This window comes from Marinomonas spartinae, assembly GCF_016461715.1.
GTDB lineage: Bacteria > Pseudomonadota > Gammaproteobacteria > Pseudomonadales > Marinomonadaceae > Marinomonas > Marinomonas spartinae_A.
This window is the reverse complement of sequence record NZ_JAEMUI010000014.1, coordinates 42,566-60,642: the sequence shown is the minus strand read 5'-3', so window position 1 is coordinate 60,642 and position 18,077 is coordinate 42,566. Positions and strand designations below refer to the sequence as shown.

Annotated in this window: 17 protein-coding genes; 11 read left to right on the top strand and 6 right to left on the bottom strand. The window is 44.8% G+C overall.

The window, feature by feature from the left end:
* The first annotated feature begins 7 nt into the window (after positions 1 to 7).
* From JHD45_RS13635 to JHD45_RS13610, 6 genes are all read left to right on the top strand, one after another.
* Positions 8 to 559 (top strand): hypothetical protein, encoded by a 552-nt coding sequence (locus JHD45_RS13635; protein ID WP_199477069.1) that lies wholly within the window; start codon positions 8 to 10, stop codon positions 557 to 559.
* Between the two features lie 266 nt (positions 560 to 825).
* Positions 826 to 1,227 (top strand): hypothetical protein, encoded by a 402-nt coding sequence (locus JHD45_RS13630; protein ID WP_199477068.1) that lies wholly within the window; start codon positions 826 to 828, stop codon positions 1,225 to 1,227.
* Between the two features lie 3 nt (positions 1,228 to 1,230).
* Positions 1,231 to 1,977, top strand: a complete 747-nt coding sequence (locus tag JHD45_RS13625) for a phage antirepressor KilAC domain-containing protein (RefSeq protein ID WP_199477067.1) — start codon at positions 1,231 to 1,233, stop codon at positions 1,975 to 1,977.
* 57 nt (positions 1,978 to 2,034) lie between these two features.
* A complete protein-coding gene (locus JHD45_RS13620) occupies positions 2,035 to 2,424 on the top strand; it encodes a hypothetical protein (protein WP_199477066.1) in 390 nt (129 codons plus the stop codon).
* Between the two features lie 127 nt (positions 2,425 to 2,551).
* Positions 2,552 to 3,049 carry a hypothetical protein gene (locus JHD45_RS13615; protein ID WP_199477065.1) on the top strand — a complete coding sequence of 166 codons (498 nt, stop codon included), beginning with the start codon at positions 2,552 to 2,554 and terminating at the stop codon, positions 3,047 to 3,049.
* Positions 3,049 to 7,896, top strand: coding sequence for a phage tail tip fiber protein (locus JHD45_RS13610; protein ID WP_199477064.1), 4,848 nt, complete (start codon positions 3,049 to 3,051; stop codon positions 7,894 to 7,896). The genes JHD45_RS13615 and JHD45_RS13610 overlap by 1 nt, the downstream gene beginning before the upstream one ends.
* Here JHD45_RS13610 and JHD45_RS13605 read toward each other — a convergent pair.
* Positions 7,893 to 8,087 carry a hypothetical protein gene (locus tag JHD45_RS13605; protein WP_199477063.1) on the bottom strand — a complete coding sequence of 65 codons (195 nt, stop codon included), beginning with the start codon at positions 8,085 to 8,087 and terminating at the stop codon, positions 7,893 to 7,895. The two genes, JHD45_RS13610 and JHD45_RS13605, sit on opposite strands and share 4 nt — an antisense overlap.
* 25 nt (positions 8,088 to 8,112) lie before the next feature.
* On the opposite strand from JHD45_RS13605, the gene JHD45_RS13600 reads away from it, so the two are divergent.
* Positions 8,113 to 9,390, top strand: a complete 1,278-nt coding sequence (locus tag JHD45_RS13600; protein ID WP_199477062.1) for an SUMF1/EgtB/PvdO family nonheme iron enzyme — start codon at positions 8,113 to 8,115, stop codon at positions 9,388 to 9,390.
* 55 nt (positions 9,391 to 9,445) lie between these two features.
* Positions 9,446 to 9,748 (top strand): hypothetical protein, encoded by a 303-nt coding sequence (locus tag JHD45_RS13595; RefSeq protein ID WP_199477061.1) that lies wholly within the window; start codon positions 9,446 to 9,448, stop codon positions 9,746 to 9,748.
* 503 nt (positions 9,749 to 10,251) lie between these two features.
* Here the strand turns inward: JHD45_RS13595 and JHD45_RS13590 are convergent.
* Together JHD45_RS13590 and JHD45_RS13585 are read right to left on the bottom strand one after the other, a co-directional pair.
* Complete coding sequence (locus JHD45_RS13590; RefSeq protein WP_199477060.1) at positions 10,252 to 10,395, bottom strand: hypothetical protein; 144 nt, start codon at positions 10,393 to 10,395, stop codon at positions 10,252 to 10,254.
* 82 nt (positions 10,396 to 10,477) lie between these two features.
* Complete coding sequence (locus JHD45_RS13585; protein ID WP_199477059.1) at positions 10,478 to 11,095, bottom strand: hypothetical protein; 618 nt, start codon at positions 11,093 to 11,095, stop codon at positions 10,478 to 10,480.
* 412 nt (positions 11,096 to 11,507) lie between these two features.
* Between JHD45_RS13585 and JHD45_RS13580 the strand changes: the two genes are divergently transcribed.
* From JHD45_RS13580 to JHD45_RS13570, 3 genes are all read left to right on the top strand, one after another.
* Entirely contained in the window at positions 11,508 to 11,975 is a 468-nt protein-coding gene (locus JHD45_RS13580) for a helix-turn-helix domain-containing protein (protein ID WP_199477058.1), read from the top strand.
* A gap of 9 nt (positions 11,976 to 11,984) precedes the next feature.
* Entirely contained in the window at positions 11,985 to 12,539 is a 555-nt protein-coding gene (locus tag JHD45_RS13575; protein WP_199477057.1) for a PIN domain-containing protein, read from the top strand.
* A gap of 650 nt (positions 12,540 to 13,189) precedes the next feature.
* The gene (locus JHD45_RS13570) at positions 13,190 to 13,957 is read left to right on the top strand and encodes a hypothetical protein (protein WP_199477056.1); all 768 of its coding nucleotides are present in this window, start codon (positions 13,190 to 13,192) and stop codon (positions 13,955 to 13,957) included.
* Between the two features lie 306 nt (positions 13,958 to 14,263).
* On the opposite strand, the gene JHD45_RS13565 is transcribed toward JHD45_RS13570, so the two are convergent.
* The 3 genes from JHD45_RS13565 to JHD45_RS13555 form a co-directional block, all read right to left on the bottom strand.
* Positions 14,264 to 15,172, bottom strand: coding sequence for a LysR substrate-binding domain-containing protein (locus tag JHD45_RS13565; protein ID WP_199477055.1), 909 nt, complete (start codon positions 15,170 to 15,172; stop codon positions 14,264 to 14,266).
* 140 nt (positions 15,173 to 15,312) lie between these two features.
* On the bottom strand, positions 15,313 to 16,809 hold the full coding sequence (locus JHD45_RS13560) for a CoA-acylating methylmalonate-semialdehyde dehydrogenase (protein ID WP_199477054.1): 1,497 nt from the start codon (positions 16,807 to 16,809) through the stop codon (positions 15,313 to 15,315).
* Positions 16,810 to 16,847: 38 nt separating this feature from the next.
* Positions 16,848 to 18,008 carry an iron-containing alcohol dehydrogenase gene (locus JHD45_RS13555; RefSeq protein WP_199477053.1) on the bottom strand — a complete coding sequence of 387 codons (1,161 nt, stop codon included), beginning with the start codon at positions 18,006 to 18,008 and terminating at the stop codon, positions 16,848 to 16,850.
* Positions 18,009 to 18,077: the final 69 nt, after the last annotated feature.

Genomic DNA, 18,077 nt, shown 5'->3' with positions numbered 1-18,077 from the left:
GAATGTTATGATTGAATCAAAAATCAGCTCGGTACAGCTTACCAGCGTGGACCCGTCTAGCCAGACGGTATCCCGCTCAGGGCGGCGCTATAGTCGCTCGCTCATGCGTCAATATTGGCGAGTGAGTGTGACATGGGTAAAAATGAAAAACCGAGAGGCTCAAGCTCTTTATGCTAAGCTTGTCTCCATGCAGGGCATGCACGGCGAATCTGTGCTTAGTCTGCCATTGGTGGGTGAACACCCAGCATTAAGCGGCACAATCGCTGTGGATGGCGTGGCAATGGCAGGCGAAAGTAAAATAACAATTAATGGTTTTGAAGGGGCTTTCTCCGTTGGTGGTGTATTCAATTTTAGCGGTCATAACAAGCTTTATATGGTTGTAGAGCACCAAGGCGGCTTATTGACGTTTGCGCCTCCGCTTCGTAAAGCGGTGAATAACGACACTATCAATTACGCTGCCCCAACGATCAAACTGCATCGCACCAAAGAAGATATGGGGTGGAAGCAAGATCGAGTTAACAGTCAGCTAACCGACGAATTTGAAGAAGTGCTGGAATAAATAAAACCTTGCAATATTAAAAAACCTTGCCTAGTATCCATCTTGAGGCGTCGAAACCTCTTGTAAGCGGATGAGTAACCAACCCCGTTAGTGTTGGCTTTTTTATGTCTGTAATTTATTACTTGCATAATCTCCTGTTAAGTCGGGAGGGCAGTAGTCATAAAATACCTTCGGGGAAAGCTACTCGCGGTGTCTTACAGCCGTTTCGAACCTCCTGACACCCAATCAGTTATTGGGTAATTCGGAAAAAATGTAAGGAGATCATAATGATCAAAAAAGCCAGAATGGCATCTTACCCAACGCGCTTTGGTTTATCTCTAGACCATGCAGGCGCCAATCTTTCTAACAGTAACTGGGCAGTAATGCCTACCTCCAACTATCGAAAAGCCAACCGCTTTGGTCGTGAAATGGCCGCACACTTCTTGCAACAGCTAAAAGACGACCCCGACAATGTGGGGGCGGGTGTGCTGGGGCATATCGCGGGGGATATCGATTTTCAAGACAAAACCGCCACAAAGGGCTATTGGGTGGGCTTTTTTAGCTATTTAGAGCGACACCTTTACCGATCTGCCAAGCGGTGCGATGTGTTTGTGGATTTGGCCTTTGTGCAGGCCGAATACGATCATAGAGCACAATATGCAACCGAACTGGCTAGAATGGAGGGATAAACGATGCAATCACTTGTTATTAAACAAAATGGATGCCCGGTGACCACTTCATTGGCCATCGCTGATGGTGTGGGTAACCCTCATGCCACGGTTATAAAATTAGTTCGACAGAATGCCGATGATTTTGAGGAGTTTGGAAGGGTTGGATTTGAAATCCGACCCTTTGAAACAAATGGCGGTATTCAACAACGAGAAATTGCAATACTCAATGAGCAGCAAGCAACACTACTGCTGACTTATATGCGCAATAATGAGACGGTAAAGGAGTTTAAAAAACGCCTGGTTAAAGCCTTCTTTGAAATGCGCGACCAGTTGCAATCAAGCGAACAGGGCGACAAGCAGTTAAGCAAGATGGACATTCTCAAGCTGGCCATGGAATCCGAAGAGCAACGTTTAAAATTGGAGCAGGTAAACCAGCAGCTTTCAGCAAAAGTAGAGCAAGACGCGCCAAAGGTGCAATTTGCCGAACGAGTATATATTTCACCTGATGCGATCAGTGTAGGGGAAGCCGCTAAGATAATCGGCACTGGCCAGCGGCGATTATTTGATTTTCTGCGCAATATTGGCTGGATTTCTCGACGAAACGAGCCATACCAACAGAAGATAGAGCAAGGCTTGCTGAATGTGAAACTTAGCAACTTTCAACATCCAGAGCACGGATTAAAACAATCTGTCACCACAGTGGTGACAGGAAAGGGCCTAACAAAGCTTAAACAGTTATGGGATAGCGAACATCCTAAGATCCATTAAGTTGTAAAAATAAACTCCCTTTTAGTACTATGACCCTTTTACTAAAAGGGAGTTTTTATGAAAATTATCATTCGGATTTTGCTTTTTCTGATAGTTATTTTAATTGTGATATGTGCAATTGGAGCGTTTTACTACCAGTCGGCAAAAAACGATAGGGATGTTTATGGCGTGGACTTGTCCAGTGACTGGACGGCTAAAGATGTATGTTTTGAGATTTATAATAGATTTAAAAACAATAAAAATCTCTCATCCTATACCAGAAAAACGCTTAAAAACTCACGTTGTGGAGTAAAGAAGCTTGATAAGGATTTGCCTGGGCTTATGTCTTTTTATAGTCCGTACGCAGTAATTTACGACAATGCCTTTGCAGCTAGAGTTACTATCAAAGATGGTAGTCTTGTGGTAGTTGGATATTCGGATGGAGGTATTCCTAAAAGCTGGCAATGATTTCCTTGAAAAGGGAAGTTAGTGGGGTTAAATTATTCATACTGCGGTTTTTGTAGCCGTTTCATCTCTTTTCTTTTAAAAGCTCGCCTCGGCGGGCTTTTTTTGTGCCTGTCAGTTGGTTTTTCTTATGTCCGATTTTATCAATCTTATTCGCATTGGTTTCCCTGAGCCGCTTTTGCTGGCGGATTGCGGCCATGATGTGACCTTCAATTCTGAGCTGTATCGAGCGGATTCAACGTTGCTGATTGAGATCGGTGATGTGACAGAGGAAAACCAGCTTAATACCACTACATTCGATGTGACGTTAGCCGGTGCGCCTGAGCTTGTTTTATTGGTTCGCACGGGGCAGTGGCTTAATTTGCCCATTACTTATTATCGCGTTTGGTACGAAAACGGGGTTCAGTCTGATGTCGATGTGGTCTTTCGGGGCCGCTTAACAGAGCAAACAGAAACAGACGGCGAGGATCAGCAAACTATTCAATTTTCTTGCTCTAGTCATTTTATTGATTGGCAGAGCAAGGGCGGTCGTGTTGCAACCAATGCCAGTCAACAGGTTTATGCACCCGGTGATAAAGGGTTTGAGCATGCCGGAAAAGAGAAGCAAAATGTGAAGTGGGGCCGCTAATGGGTTTTTTTAGCAAGATATTTCGTGAAGTAAAGCGCGCTGTTCATAATGTTGTTGATGTCGTTGAAGATACCGCTAAAAATCTCGGTGTTGTTCTCGGTGTAAAAGAGCAAGACATTCCAAAAACCGATTTAGCGACGACTTCAAGTGAAGGGGTTTTGCTTAACAAGACCGCCGCAACATCCAGTATTAATGTCATTATTGGTACGCGCCGAAGTGGCGGTACTCGTGTTTTATTGCACACGCAAGGCAATAAAAATGCGGATTTATACAGCGTTTTGGTCTTTGCAGAGGGGCCAATTTCAGGCATTCGTGATATCGAAATAAACGACGAAAAGCCCAGTGCCTTTGGTGGTTCTGATAGTTACAATGTCTCTGATAATTCACGCTTTTCATTAACGCCGGATGTGAGCTTCTGTGCGCATTTTGGTGCATGGACTCAATCAGCAGACGCACTGTTTTCTGCAAATCTTGGCAATATCTGGACGTCTGCCCATAAATTAACTGGGCTGGCTTACTCTGCTACAAAATACACCTATAACGCTGAAAAAATATCCAGCCTACCGACTCAGACTGCCGTTATTGATGGCGCGCTATTGTATGACCCAAGAGATGGGCAACAGAAATTCAGTTCCAATGCAGCGTTGGCCATCTTATTTTATATGCGCTCCGATGTATTTGGTGAGCGTGTACCTGATGATGAAATTGATTTCGAATCCTTCAAGGTGGCCGCTGACGTAGCCGATCGCACGGCGGAAACCTTTGCAGGGGCTGGTCAGCACTATAAGCCTATTGATATCAATGCGGTAATTGATACGAGCAAAGGCCGTTTAGACAATATGAAAGCGTTGCTTGCTCATGCGCACGCAAGCCTGCCGTATTCTGAGGGTAAATACCGTCTTGTCATTCGCTCAGCGACCGAATCCTCGTTTGAATTTACTGACGATAATATTGTTGGCGATATTAGCGTTGGCTCGTCTGGGGCGAGTGATAAATACAATCGCGCTACGGTAACGTTTATCGACCCTGATTTGAATTGGCAAGAAAATACCGTGGTTTATCCTACTGATGACGCCGAACATCAGCAGTTATTAGCGGAAGACAACGGTATTGAAAAGAACGGCGAAGTCACCGCCGACATGATCACCAACAAATACCAGGCGCTGGATTATGCGCGTCGTTATGTTTACGAGTCTCGTAAATCGCTCAATATTTCGTTTAGTGCCACGGTAGAGGCGCGAAAGGTATTACCAGGTCAAGTGGTGACTGTCACGACATCTCAACTGGGATCATTTTTATTCTCTATTGAAAAACGAGTTGTCACAGCGGATGGCGAATATAAATTCACGCTAAAAGAATACGACCCCAGCCTGTATAGCTGGATCAATCTCACTGAAATTTCAGCGGGTTATACGCCGACACTGCCCAATGTTTACAACTTGCCAGCGCCACAAAATTTGGTGTTTTCGGCCGTTGAATATAATGCAAATTATCAGGGCGTTTTAAGCTGGAACGAGTCAAATTCCGCTTTTGTTACTCGTTATAAGATTGATATTTATAATACTGTAACGGGCCTTTTGGCTTGGTCTAATACGGTAACTGATAATAATGTGCAGGTTCCAAACCTGCCAGCGGGTAATTATCGGGCTGATATAAAGGGGCTTTCTGAGGTTTCAGCTACGCCGATTTCGTCAGTCAGCTGGACATACTCTGTGCCAGTGTTGCCGATTGTTTCTGGCTTGGTTCAAGTCGGTGAGTTTGATGCGGATTTATCTTTGTCTTGGTCACATGTCAGCAACCATGCTGCATTACGCTCGTATCGTGTTGAGTTGCTTATAGATGATCTTGTCATTTTTTCTACGATGTCTTCGACAGAAAATATCACGATCACTAACGCACAATTTCAATCAATCGGTTACCCGCGCGATTTTGATGTGCACGTCAGTGCGGTTAACGTCGCGTTGAGCAATGGGCCAGCGGCAAGCTTATCGATTAAGAAACCCGCGCCAGCGCCGCCGCTTTCTGTATCGTTCACGCCATCATCTGATGCATTGATTGTTCGCACTGTAAAAGCCGCTAATGCAAAGGGCATGACAGCATGGCTATCGACGGTTTCTCCCGTTGAACAAGTGACCGAAAATCAGGTTTACAGCGGGATTTCAACCCGCTTTGATATTGGTGACCTGTCACCATTAACACAATATTACGTCAAATTGGCCTCTTACGACGCCTTTGGCCTTGGTGAGTCAAGCGCTCACACTGTTACGACGTTAAATGATGCTGTGGCTGATGCTATTAACCAGTTAACAGAACGTGATTTATCACTGTCTGATGACATTGAACAAGTCGCGAAAGCGGCGGCTGAACGAGTGCAAAAGCAGCAGGTTGAGACAGATGATGTTGCTGAGCAGTTGTTTAAATCGGCTGCTCGTGCAGCTGAAATGCAACGCTATCAACTCAGTCAGAACGATGAGTACTATCGCATCCTGAATGCCGTTGTTGAAATCGATCCGTCAAACGGAACCATCACAAATCGTGCTTACGAATACACTAATAACAAGTTCAGTGAAGCGTCATTGCTGATCGATGGGGTTAATTCTGCCATCGCGTTGCAAGCTTCTCGCATTGATACCACAAACGACCGCTTGACCGACGCTGAATCTGAGCTATCAGTACAAGCGGGGCTGATCAATCAGCGGGCAACGTTCACGCAGCTAACAGAAACCGTGGCGGGGGCTATTGCCGCCATTCAACCGGCTTACGTCACCACGTTTAACACTGGTTTAGATGGCTGGGTCGCGCAAAGTGGCACGGCAGTTTACAACGCTGGTGCATGGGTTGATTTAACGCTGGGCGATATCGCTGCGACAATGGATTACAGCGGCGCAGATAACCATGTTATTCAGTTATCAATTGCGCGAGAAAGTGGGGCAGTGTGGGCAGGTAAAGTCCAATATAAAACCGCTTCGCACGACTACTCGTCCGATTATGAAATGGACATTCCTGAAATATTGGACGATGGCCAGCTGTACACAGTGACTGTTGATTTTGGTGATGTAGAGGATTACACAGCAAGCAATATCACTGGATTGCGCATTATCTTGGGTGAAACCACGGATGATATGTATCAGCTCCACAGTTTGCAGGCAGGGAAGCGCACTGCCGCACAAGCAGCAATTGAAGGGCTCCAAGGTCGTGTTAGCTCAGCAGAGCAAAATATTGATGCAGTCAGCGGCCAATTGTCTAACTATGTGACCACCACGTTTTATGAGCAAAATACTCTAACTCAAAACGATGTTCAGCAGACTTTAGATAGTTGGAACGCTCAGTACAGCGTCATTGCGAAGCTTACGGAGCTTGACGAAAACGGCACGGTCACCAAGGCCAATTCAGCAGAGCAATGGATTGACGGTGCTGAAGCATTGATTTCGCAAATCGCACAATCGACAACACAGCAAGAGTATGGAGCTCGAGTAAGTGCAGTTGAGCAAACGCTCGATGCACAGGCGGGGTCTATCTCTCAGCAAATTGTTAGCACCCATCAATCTCAAGTCGATAATGATGATCTTTCTGAAAATGCATTTTTAGAAGCCGCCAATGCTGCATCATCTGCTCGTGAGCAGCTTAAGCAAAACGATACTATTGCTTTGGCTCGCAGTGAGACAAAAGCGGTGGCCAGCGAAACCACAGCACTGGCTCAAACAGTTGATGAGTTAGAAGTGGTGGTTGATGAGAATAAAGCCGAGTTTAGCGATTACCGCCGCGCTGCCATCGGCTATTGTGTTGATGCCAATGGCAACCCAACAAGCCATGAAACAGCCGCATCTTGTGAGCTCGCTGGTAATACATGGAGAGGTAATTCGTCTATTGCCGAAGCGTTGCGAAACGTCAAAGTGACAGGCACTAACTCAGCTGGAGAAACCGTCGAAATATCAGCCGGGAATATGTATCAAACGATACTAGAAGCAGACGGTCGTGGCGCCGCAACAGCCGCTTTGCTTGCGGTTTATGGGGATCAGCTGGCAGGGGTGTTTGCCAATGCCGGTGAAGATGGAAGCTCGCTTGAATTCATTGCAAATCAGATGAAGTTCAAGACGCAGAACGGCACAAAAACGCCGTTTCGTGTTGAGGGTGACCAAGTCTATGCGAATGAATTGATTGTCGATGGTGCCAGTATCAAAGATGCCACGATCACATCAGAAAAGGTTGTCAACTCTGCTATCACTAATGCGCAGATCGCCAATGCATCTATCACGTCGGCAAAAATTGCGAACGGGCAAATCACAAATGCTCACATAGCTAATGCAGCTATCACGTCAGCAAATATTGCGAATGGACAAATCACAAATGCTCATATCGCTAATGCTGCTATTACGTCAGCAAAAATAGGTGATGGACAAATCACGAATGCAAAAATAGGCGATGTGATTCAGTCTGCTAACTATTCGCCTGGTGTATCGGGCTGGCGGATTTTGAAGAATGGATCAGCTGAGTTTAACGGCGTTGTTGTATCGCGTGAAATGACCGTGGCAAGCGGAACATTTTCGTTGGGGAGAGTTCAAGGCGGTGATGGTACGATAAAATATGATGCCATTCTTGATACAGGGTATCCGGCAAACGCATGGAGCGGCAGCAAATTTTATACGGGTGTTGCCGTAGGTTTTGTCAATACTGGTGTTCAATCAAATACTCCCTCGACTTCGGCATGGGGAGTGTCCGCAGAAGTTATCCCATTAACTCGTTTCTACAGTCAAGCGACCATTAATCTAAGAATTAGAGTATATGGTGCGTACAACGTGACGTTGGATCCATGCAATATCAGCTGGCGCCTTCTTAGAGTTACTTAATCAAATTTGGAGTTTAAAATGGCTAATTGGTTATATTTGCCGTCTATTTCTGTCGCTTTCGGGGACGTTACCGTCTCCGTCGGCGGCAGCGTAGACCTGTCTGGTGTTAAATCAGGGTGGGCGTTAATAGTAAATGGAGCCCCCACTGAAATCGCCAGCGGCACATCTATTGATGGCAGTGGTAATAGCACACTTTCGCTTGCGAAACCATGGAGTATGGCGACAGTAACTAATCAGCCTGCCGCTGTGCAGCCTACTGGCGCGCCATTTTTAGAAGGGATTGCAGCGCTTCGTGAGACAAATGAATTTGCAGCAAAAACGCATCAAGTTCTTGAAGAAATGGTCACACAAGATAAGGACGTTTCGATCACTGATGCATCCGGCACGATGCATACGTTTGCGTCGCTCGTAAAACTTGATCGTGAAATAGCAGCACAGCGATCAAGTCTTGCAAATGACTATGCAGATAAAACCGCATCACTAACTATTTCAGCAACCATGGGCTACAGAAATGCAGTCGAAAAAGCGTCCGGTGGTCGTAATACTCTCATAACCGACGCACAAGGGAACGATAATATCATGGTTGTGATTCCTAGATTTAATTACGAGGATTTAGAGTTGCCAGAGCTTAATTTAGGCACTGGCACAATGACTGCGTTTTTAACAAATGGTGCCCCACGATCCGAAGTAATGATTTCAAAGTACATCAACTCGACACTATCAACTGGCGGATTTGCAAGCATTGGCGGGGCAATCCCTCGAAACTATATTAATTTCGACACCGCAAAATCGTTATGCACAAACAAAGGTTCGGGCTGGCATATGATGTCGCAGCACGAGTGGGAAGCCCTGCGTCTAATATCTCTCAAGTTCAACGCAGAAATGCGCGGCAATACGTACTGGGGCCGAACGCATGACTCTCGATTTGAAAATGCCACACGAACTGACGCGCGCGCAGCGGGTGATACAACGGGCGATGGTCGAACAAAAACGGGACAAGGGCCGTTGTCATGGACGCACGATGGCTCGCCTTACGGAGTCTGCGATTTAGTTGGCAATGTGTGGGAATGGGTGGATCAGCTTAAAATCGTTGACGGCCAAATCATTTGCACATTAGACAATAATCCATCCGCTGCGGAAGCAGATTGGATCGCGCAAGCCGCTTTTTATGATAATGCGACCGGCACTCCAAAGCTAAACAGCCAAGTCGTCTCACAGTCTGACGGCAGTCAATACAGCTACAGCGCACTAAACAGTAACGTAACAAAGGACGCCAGCTATGTGTTAAATGAGCTAATGCGGCGACTTGGTGTTGAGCATGCCGCACCCAGTTCAAAGGGCGCCATCTACGCACGAAACGCGGGTGAACGACTCCCGCTCCGCGGCGGCCACTGGTACAACACGTCCGATGCTGGCCCGGCGGCGTTGGCATTGAATAATGCTCGTTCCTATTCGAGCAACTTCCTCGGGTCTCGCTCCGCTTTCTTTGCGTAACTGCCCCCTTTTCCTTTGATTTCCGCGCGAACAAGCAATATCGAGGTCATTAATAATGAACGAATTTACATACATCTACGATGGACAAAACTACACAGACACAACTCAAGAATTTATGCTAAGTCTTGGGATGGATGAAAAAACACAGGAAGACTTATTAAGGCAGAAAGAATTTGAAGAAGAGCAAGCGAAAGCGCAGCGACTCAAACGCCGAGAAGATGCTTACCGTCGTATTAGTGATCCTCACTTTCTAGAAGCGCAGAGGAAAAGTGCTGCAGGTGATGAAGAAGGCGCAGAAGTAGCAAGAACGCTGGGTCTTCAAGCTGTTGATCGAATAAAAACGCAATACCCGATTTAACTATCAAAATAGCCTATATCGAAAAATTAATTTATGGGTTGCACTTGATTTATTGCTTATCCAAGTATTTTTTAAGTAATTGATTCTATTGTTAATAAATAGCATTAAAATAAAGCGTAAAATAAGTGTATTTTTCTTTTATAATCATTGTCTTACGGTAAAAGTAAGTAAACTTTGACATGGTAGAGGTCAGCAGTTCGAATCTGCTTAGTCCTACCACCGAATTTAGTAATAAAATTAAGGGCTTACATTTATTTGCAAGCCCTTTTTTGTTTTTGTGTTCCATTCTTGTTCCAAACGAGCCAAATTATAAGGGCTGGGTTAGTCCGTTTTTCGTCTTTTTTTAAAGGCATTTTGCTTGCGTTAAATCGATGACAAAATCGATCATGAGTATGAGACAAAAAAAGAGGGCGGTTTAGCCCTCTTCAACCCGAACCAGTGCAACAATCCTTACCCGCCCCGATCTAAGACGACGAAAACTCAAACTCATTTACGACATCGTTTTATCGTTGGGCATCAAAGAAAACGTCGTGGTTGTGCCATACATCGACATCATGGGCATGATCCAAACCATCCGCTGCTACCAAATCTCCGTCGCCCAACTCCAAAACAACCCCGCATACCATCGAACGTGTCAAAAACGCCACAGGCCGACACCTTGGGGATGATTGTTAGAGTAGGGAAGAGCAAGGGGCGAAAGCCCCCTTGGTTTAAGGGATTTTTGGGGGTTTATAGATGTTTTTTAATAGAGTTGTATTTATTATGAAATTCTTTTTGGAAACCTGTTATAAGTTTCTTTGACTCTGTAAATGAAATAGTAAAAGTCTCTTTTTTGTGTAGTTCTTCGATTTTATTAAAAAGGTTTACGACGTCGATAGGTAATATACCTGTGAATTCACCAACCTCCCAAGACAAGTCGAGTTTTGCAACTGCGTGTGTATATTCGGCACAAGCTTGAGAATTTTTTTCTCTTGTTTGGTCTTGAATCATAGTTGAGTGATGGTTACCTTGACGCTTTGCATATTCAATATCCTCTAGCTTTCTAAGGAAAAGCATCATGGTCCAAAAGGCTTTTGTACCAGCCACATAGAACTGTTCCAAGCTGTCTCTTTTTGCTGATTCAATAATTTGCTCTTTCCAGCTTCTAGCAGTAAAACAAGCTAATACTAAAAGTCCAACTGTCCCAGCCCCTGACAGCATCCCACCTATATCAGCAAAGGTTACATCGCCTTTCTTCAAAAACTTAATGTAGGCCAAGGTAAAAATCGATCCTGCGAAGGCACCTGTGAGTAGCACCAAGAATAATTCAGTTAGGTCTTTGTTGATGCTTCTGAGCATTTTGAGCATGATGCCTTCCGTGAGTGGGTGATAGCGCCATTTTACCCTAGTGCTCGCTATTCCTGAAATCCCGCCTCATTTCTGGTCGAAAAATCGGAAATGAATATCCTGAAAAAACACAAGTGAAATATCTGATTTTTAAGTTGTTGTTTTCAGTTATTTCACTTATTATTAGTGCCACAGGTGTTGAAACGAGTAACACAATTTGCTGGCATCGCTGGATGCCTCTAGGACTAATATGATTGGAAATTAAAGCTCCAGCTAAGAGCGAAACTTAACCTGCTAAAAGCTAAGTGGGATAAAGTAGTAGTGGATCTTTGTTATTATTTATCAAAGATTTAGTGAAAATTATAAACCTCTGGGAAATTTGAGAGTTCTAAGCTTCGGCTTGCTTCCATAGTGCTAGAGGAAGGAGTTATGAATGATTAAGGAACGTTTAAATGTTGAACCGGACGTTAGCGCAATAATGAGAGCGCAACAGTATCTAACACAGCACCAAGCGGATCTAGACAAGTTAAAAATTGATGTGCTTCTAAAAAATGGCCAAAAAGCCGAATTTGAAGTGCCAACACTAACCCTTGATGTATTTGTTCAGGTGTTAAGTCAATTGGCTAAAAATGGGAACAGTGAAAACTTTGAAGTGCAACAGATTGATCCAAATCAAATGGTTAGTCCGGCTATTGCAGCGAAATACCTTGGAATGTCACGACCAAAAGTAACAGGTTATATTTTGGCTGGGCAAATTCCATCTATGAAGGTAGGCACTCATCACCGTGTAAAAATGGCAGATGTGATGTTATTCAGAGAAAAGCTTTCTAACGCGAAGATGTCGCGTGATGAAACCCTTAGTTTAATTGCTAACTTTGAACAGGAGTCAGATTCTATGTAAGATAATACCATGAGTGATAAAGTTTTATTGGATGCAAATGTCTTGTATTCACAGCCATTGAGAATGATGCTTCTCAATTTGGTTGATTTAGATGAGTGTTCAGTTCAATTGTTTTGGACAGATAAGATAGATGCGGAATGGTCTGATGCTTTAAATCGTAAGCATCCTGAAGGCAGAGACAGTGTTATCAGGCAAGTTAAGTCTATTAAGGCTTCCTTTTTTGATCGTTACGTTTTAGATTACGAACCATTGATAGATCAGCTTGAGCTTCCTGATCCAGATGACCGCCATGTTCTCGCTGCCGCTATAAAGACGGGTTGTAACATTATTGCGACAGATAACATTAAAGATTTTCCAGCAGAATTATTGGCTGAGTATGGCATTAGAACGATGACAAGAGACGAATTGATGTGTTTCTTGTTCACTAATGAAAAAGATAGTGTCATGAAAGCTTTAGATAATTTTGCTCGCGTACATAAAGACCCGGAGCTTACAGTCGAAGACTTGCTAATAAAGCTTGATCGTTCAGTGCCAAGTTTTACACACTTAGTAAGAGAGTCATGACTTAAAAATCCTGTATAGCTTTAAAAATACCACCTTCGGGTGGTTTTTTTATGCCTAAACAAAACATATTCATCAAAAAAGACTTGTGATTTGCCGCCAACATGCCGCCATTGAGTTGTTAAGGGGTTTTGCTCTAGCCCAATAAACACAAGGCTTTTACTATAAAGTGTCGCTTTCATAAGAAGAGAACGACATTTTGTTTTTTCGCGCGCGGGGCTTGCTAGGCTATGAGTTAGGTGTTAAAGAATTTCGGTATCAAGATAAAAAATAGCGCCTAGTCTTAATCGACCCCAAACAACTCCACGAGCAAAAACACCTTTCCGCCACCTCAGCCGACACAGCCCTGCTGGAAGCCGAGAGCGATTCCCTCAAGGAAAGTGATTGATCAACAACATCGTCACTGCCATGAAACTGGAAAGCAATCCCATTGTCCTCCCCGCCAGCGACCTAAATGACACGGTACAAGCCATCCGCACTTTCCCAGAAAAATAAGCAACAGTAAATCGCACAGCTACACACACCAAACTGGGTAAACGACAACGTCGAGCGGATCTCTTATTACAAATAATAAAACCAAACCAAGGCTCTCAGGCGATGGCTTTGGTGGTTGTTTATCATGGGGTAAAAGGGTAGGTTTTGGATTGGGTTAGATGGCGTTGGCCGTTTTTGTAAGCTTTGATGTTGTTTTAAAACGTTGCTTAATGGAATACCACTCTCTGGGAATATCGCCAATGATGAGTTTTAAAGAAAGATATGAGCATATATATCAGTCAAACAATGAGTTTATTAAAGACAATCAAATCAATATAGATCCTTTACCTGTTGATGGAGATAGCAGATGGGGAGTGAGTGCCGTATTTCGCCCCAAAATACCTTTGGAAGTGTGGAGAGATCTCGATAAGTTAAAACCATTACTTGGCGAAAATCATTTTTATTATTGTGATAACAATGTACACGTTACTTTTAGGTCGCTAGAAGCCTACAGGCAAACTGTTTATGAGTCAGATAACTTAGTAAAACGGTATGCGGAAGTGTTAAAAACAACATTTAGTGATGTCGGTCGAATGCGTATTTCCTTGCGTGGGATAGTTGGTGTTAAAAGCGGTTTAATCTTGTGTGGCATTCCTGATTTTAATATAGCAGATCTCAGACAAGGTTTCTTTGAGAGGTTACAACAAAGCAACCTTGTCACATCGGGGCCTGAAACATCTATCAGTAAGTTAAGAAATACTTGCCATGCAAGCCTTTCGGTGTTTTCTTCTGAATTAGACCTTCCTGCTGAAAGTCATGAGATGCTTTCAAATTTGCGTCATAAAGACTACGGCGAGGTTGATGTAACTGATATAGAAATTGTGTCATATAGAAGAACTTTTGATGTTATTAATGTTCAGTCTTTGACAAAAATTGATCTTTCATAAGGATAAAGGCAGAGCATGGGCGTCGTTGGACTATTTGCTGATGTCAAAGACGATGATCTTGTTATGTTCTAGCAGAATTATGGCTTTATTTTCCTTCAGAAAGAGGAACACAGTGTCAAACTTTGTGGGCCGATCGAATCCATTGTGACGTTTTTCAAAGATTGAGAATAACCTATTAAGGCAGCAATCCATTGTGGATTGCTGCCTTAACGGCTAACTCTTAGGATTGGTTACGTTGTTCCCTGAGAGGGTACAGCATCGTTTCGTCTAAAACTTGGCTGGCCAAACAGTATCTAAATTTAACGTTCATCCTGTTAATTGTGCATGACTTGTCCCAATTTCCTGTAATATCCACTGTCTGAAGGCTTCGGCATTGGGGTGAGGGATTTGTTTGATTGGCCTCGCAAGATAAAAGGCTTCTGAGGTTTCTATGCTGTGTTCGAAGGGGGAGATGAGTTTCCCGCTAGACAGCATTCCTTCGACGAGAGACGAACGTCCCAGGGCAACACCTTCGCCTTGTGCGGCGGTTTCCAGTGCGGAGATCAATGTATCAAACTGGATATTGGAAGCGGCTTCCACGTGCCCGTATCCGGTTTTGTTAAGCCAATGCCCCCAACCTTCCTCGTATCCGAGTACATGCAGAAGCGTACATTGTGATAATTCTTCAACCGAAACGGGAGGGCGTTGCAAACTCCTTAGTTTTGGAGCGCAAACGGGGATCAAGCGATCCCAAGTTAGGCGTTCACAGATCATTCCTTGCCAGTCACCATGCCCATAACGAATTTCCATGTCCGCATCCTTTTGATCAACCTCATTCACCCAAATGTTGCTGGTGAAACGTAGAGAAATGTTGGGATGGGCTTCACGAAAGCGGGCAAGCCTAAACACTAGCCAGCAGGTGTAGAATACTAAACTGACTTTTAAGGTTAATGGGCGATGTCGAACCTGACCGAATATTTCATCTGTTGCAGCCGACATGCGTGCTATTGAATCACGAATCACTGGTAGATAGGCAAGACCAGAATCTGTTAATTCAAGCCCTCTTGGTAGGCGCTTAAATAATGTGCAGCCTAATTGTGATTCGAGCCCTCTTATTTGCTGGCTTACGGCGGCTTGAGTAAGGTTTAGCTCTGTGGCTGCCAGAGTGAAGTTTAAATGACGAGCAGCAACATCAAAAGAGTGCAACCAATTTAAAGGCGGGAGACGCTTTTTCATATTTGTTAGGGGTCTCAGAACAAAGTCTAAAGCGGAGCTTAGTATCATTTACTTTTTTATGAAACGCTACAAAAAAATACTCGTCCACTAAGCTCATTATTTTTTGTAATTGGCGGCTCTTATAAAGCCGCCAGCCAAGGTTACTTCATAGTCGGCATTGAGAACTCGATACCCTCCCGTACACCAGCAGAGGGCCAGCGTTGAGTGATTGTCTTACGCTTAGTATAGAAGCGAACGGCATCCGGTCCATAGGCATGTAAGTCACCAAATAAGGAACGTTTCCAACCACCGAAACTGTGATAAGCCACTGGTACTGGCAGCGGCACGTTGATGCCCACCATACCAACCTGAATATGATCACTGAAATAGCGGGCCGCTTCTCCGTCACGAGTGAAAATGCACGTACCGTTACCGTATTCATGTGCGTCAATCAGATCCATTGCTTCCTGCATCGTCTTAACACGAACTACCTGCAAGACTGGGCCAAAGATCTCTTCTTTATAGCTCAACATGTCAGGTGTTACACGATCAATCAGCGTACCGCCGACAAAGAAACCGTTCTCGTATCCGGGCACCTGAGGATTGCGTCCATCAACGACCACTTCGGCACCATTCTCTTCTGCGCTATTAATATAACCAACCACTTTATCTTTGTGAGCGCAGGTAATCACGGGGCCAAAATCATTGCTTTTATCACTATGGTTTCCAACCTTGAGGCTGACCATTGCTTCTTTCATTTTACTAACGAGTTGGTCGGCAGCCGCATCTCCGACAGCGACGGCGACGGACAATGCCATACAACGTTCACCAGAGGAGCCAAAGGCCGCGCCAAGTAGTTGATTGACCGCATTGTCCATGTCTGCGTCAGGCATGACAATGGCATGGTTTTTTGCGCCACCGAGGGCTTGGCAACGTTTACCATGGGCGTTAGCAGTGCTGTAAATGTACTCTGCGATGGGGGTAGAACCGACAAAACTGACGGCTTTTACTCGGTCATCGGTCAGCAGCGTATCCACCGCTTCTTTTCCGCCATTTACCACATTGAATACGCCCTCTGGTAGGCCTGCTTCCTGCAGCAACTGTGCGACAAACAATGTTGAGCTTGGGTCGCGTTCTGATGGTTTCAAGACAAAGGTGTTGCCGCAAGCGAGTGCCATAGGGTACATCCACAGCGGTACCATTACAGGGAAGTTGAATGGCGTAATACCAGCAACCACACCAAGAGGTTGGAATTCGCTCCAAGAATCGATACTAGGACCCACATTTTTACTGTATTCGCCCTTTAGTAGTTCTGGTATGCCACAGGCATACTCAACATTTTCAATACCACGCTGGAGTTCGCCAGCTGCGTCATGAACGATTTTGCCATGCTCTTCGCCTACCAGTTCACAGATCTTGTCAGCATGTTCTTCCAGAAGCTGCTTGAACTTGAACATAATTCGTGCACGCTTCATCGGTGGCGTGTTGCGCCAAGCAGGGTAAGCTGCCTGAGCTGAGGCAATTGCTTCTTCGACGGTGCTTTTAGAGGCTAAATCAACCTTTTTAGTCGCTTCTCCTGTCGCTGGGTTAAATACATCCTGGCTTTGGCTGCCTTCAACAACTATTTTGCCATTGATCAAATGTCCGATAGTGTTCATGTTATTTCCTATTTAATAATAAATTAATGTTTGTTATTTCAAGTCCAAAGAGAGCGGTATATTTCAACAATCTCGTTGTCACTAGGAATTCTAGGGTTGTTTCCAGGAGAGCCAGATGCCAGTGCCTGTTGAGCCATTGTGGGCATCAATTCTAGAAAGTGTTCACGGTTGATACCGAATTGCTCAGGTGTGGGGACTTGTAGCTCACTATTCAAGTCGCGAAGTTCCTGAAGCAGTTTTTGGTTTGCTTGGTCAACACTGTCTGTTTCTTTGGCAATCCCCATCGCTTTGGCGCAATCAGCATAACGATCTGGTGCTGCGGGAATGGAAAACTCGGTAACACTTGGTAAAAGCATGGCGTTGGACAGTCCGTGTGGAACATGGAATGCTGCCCCAATAGGACGACTCATGCCATGTACTAAGGCAACGGAGGCATTCGAAAAGGCCACCCCCGCCATGGTTGCGCCAAGCATCATCGCTTCCCGTGCTTGTTCATCTTTACCATTGTGGTAAGCCTTGCGAAGGTTTGGTGCCAGTAGTTTCATGGCCGCGAGCGCTTGACTATCACTGTAAGGACTTGCTTTACGGCTGACATAAGCTTCTATTGCATGGGTAAGGGCATCTATGCCGGTATCAGCGGTAATGCGTTGTGGCAAACTGAGGGTGAGTTTGTAATCCACGAGGGCGGCGATGGGCATGAAACCGATACCGACACATAACATTTTCTCGTCATTGGTTTCATCGGTAATAATGGTAAAACGAGTTACCTCGGATCCTGTGCCAGCCGTTGTGGGCACGGCAATGACTGGCAGACCGGCTTCGTTTACGACGCGAGGGAATTTATAATCTCGCATGGTTCCCCCAAAGTGCGCGAGAATGCCGATTGCCTTAGCGCTATCAATTGGGCTACCACCGCCCAGAGCAATAATACAGTCGTAATTACCATCGCGTGCTTTTTCAACACCTGCCTGAATGGAGGCGACTGTTGGCTCGGGAATGGTGTCGTCGAAGACATCAGCATTTAGCTCATTATCATTGAGCAGGGTTTGTATAATGCTGGCATAACCAAGTTGTACCATCATCTTGTCGGTGATAATCAGTGGTCTTGTGCAACCGAGCCCTGCAAGGATATTGGGGATCTCTTTAGTTGCATCCGCACCGACCTGCATAACTCTTGGCAGTATAATTTGAGCAGACATATCAACTCCTTGATTTTATAAAATACAGAGGCAGCCATTTTCTTTGGATGATATAGACAACCAAAATCA

Bases quoted from the DNA above. Each gene is read 5' to 3' on its own strand.
- JHD45_RS13635 (WP_199477069.1), top strand. From the start codon at position 8: ATGATTGAATCAAAAATCAGCTCGGTACAGCTTACCAGCGTGGACCCG.
- JHD45_RS13630 (WP_199477068.1), top strand. From the start codon at position 826: ATGATCAAAAAAGCCAGAATGGCATCTTACCCAACGCGCTTTGGTTTA.
- JHD45_RS13625 (WP_199477067.1), top strand. From the start codon at position 1,231: ATGCAATCACTTGTTATTAAACAAAATGGATGCCCGGTGACCACTTCA.
- JHD45_RS13620 (WP_199477066.1), top strand. From the start codon at position 2,035: ATGAAAATTATCATTCGGATTTTGCTTTTTCTGATAGTTATTTTAATT.
- JHD45_RS13615 (WP_199477065.1), top strand. From the start codon at position 2,552: ATGTCCGATTTTATCAATCTTATTCGCATTGGTTTCCCTGAGCCGCTT.
- JHD45_RS13610 (WP_199477064.1), top strand. From the start codon at position 3,049: ATGGGTTTTTTTAGCAAGATATTTCGTGAAGTAAAGCGCGCTGTTCAT.
- JHD45_RS13600 (WP_199477062.1), top strand. From the start codon at position 8,113: ATGGCGACAGTAACTAATCAGCCTGCCGCTGTGCAGCCTACTGGCGCG.
- JHD45_RS13595 (WP_199477061.1), top strand. From the start codon at position 9,446: ATGAACGAATTTACATACATCTACGATGGACAAAACTACACAGACACA.
- JHD45_RS13585 (WP_199477059.1), bottom strand. From the start codon at position 11,095: ATGCTCAAAATGCTCAGAAGCATCAACAAAGACCTAACTGAATTATTC.
- JHD45_RS13580 (WP_199477058.1), top strand. From the start codon at position 11,508: ATGATTAAGGAACGTTTAAATGTTGAACCGGACGTTAGCGCAATAATG.
- JHD45_RS13575 (WP_199477057.1), top strand. From the start codon at position 11,985: ATGAGTGATAAAGTTTTATTGGATGCAAATGTCTTGTATTCACAGCCA.
- JHD45_RS13570 (WP_199477056.1), top strand. From the start codon at position 13,190: ATGGCGTTGGCCGTTTTTGTAAGCTTTGATGTTGTTTTAAAACGTTGC.
- JHD45_RS13565 (WP_199477055.1), bottom strand. From the start codon at position 15,172: ATGAAAAAGCGTCTCCCGCCTTTAAATTGGTTGCACTCTTTTGATGTT.
- JHD45_RS13560 (WP_199477054.1), bottom strand. From the start codon at position 16,809: ATGAACACTATCGGACATTTGATCAATGGCAAAATAGTTGTTGAAGGC.
- JHD45_RS13555 (WP_199477053.1), bottom strand. From the start codon at position 18,008: ATGTCTGCTCAAATTATACTGCCAAGAGTTATGCAGGTCGGTGCGGAT.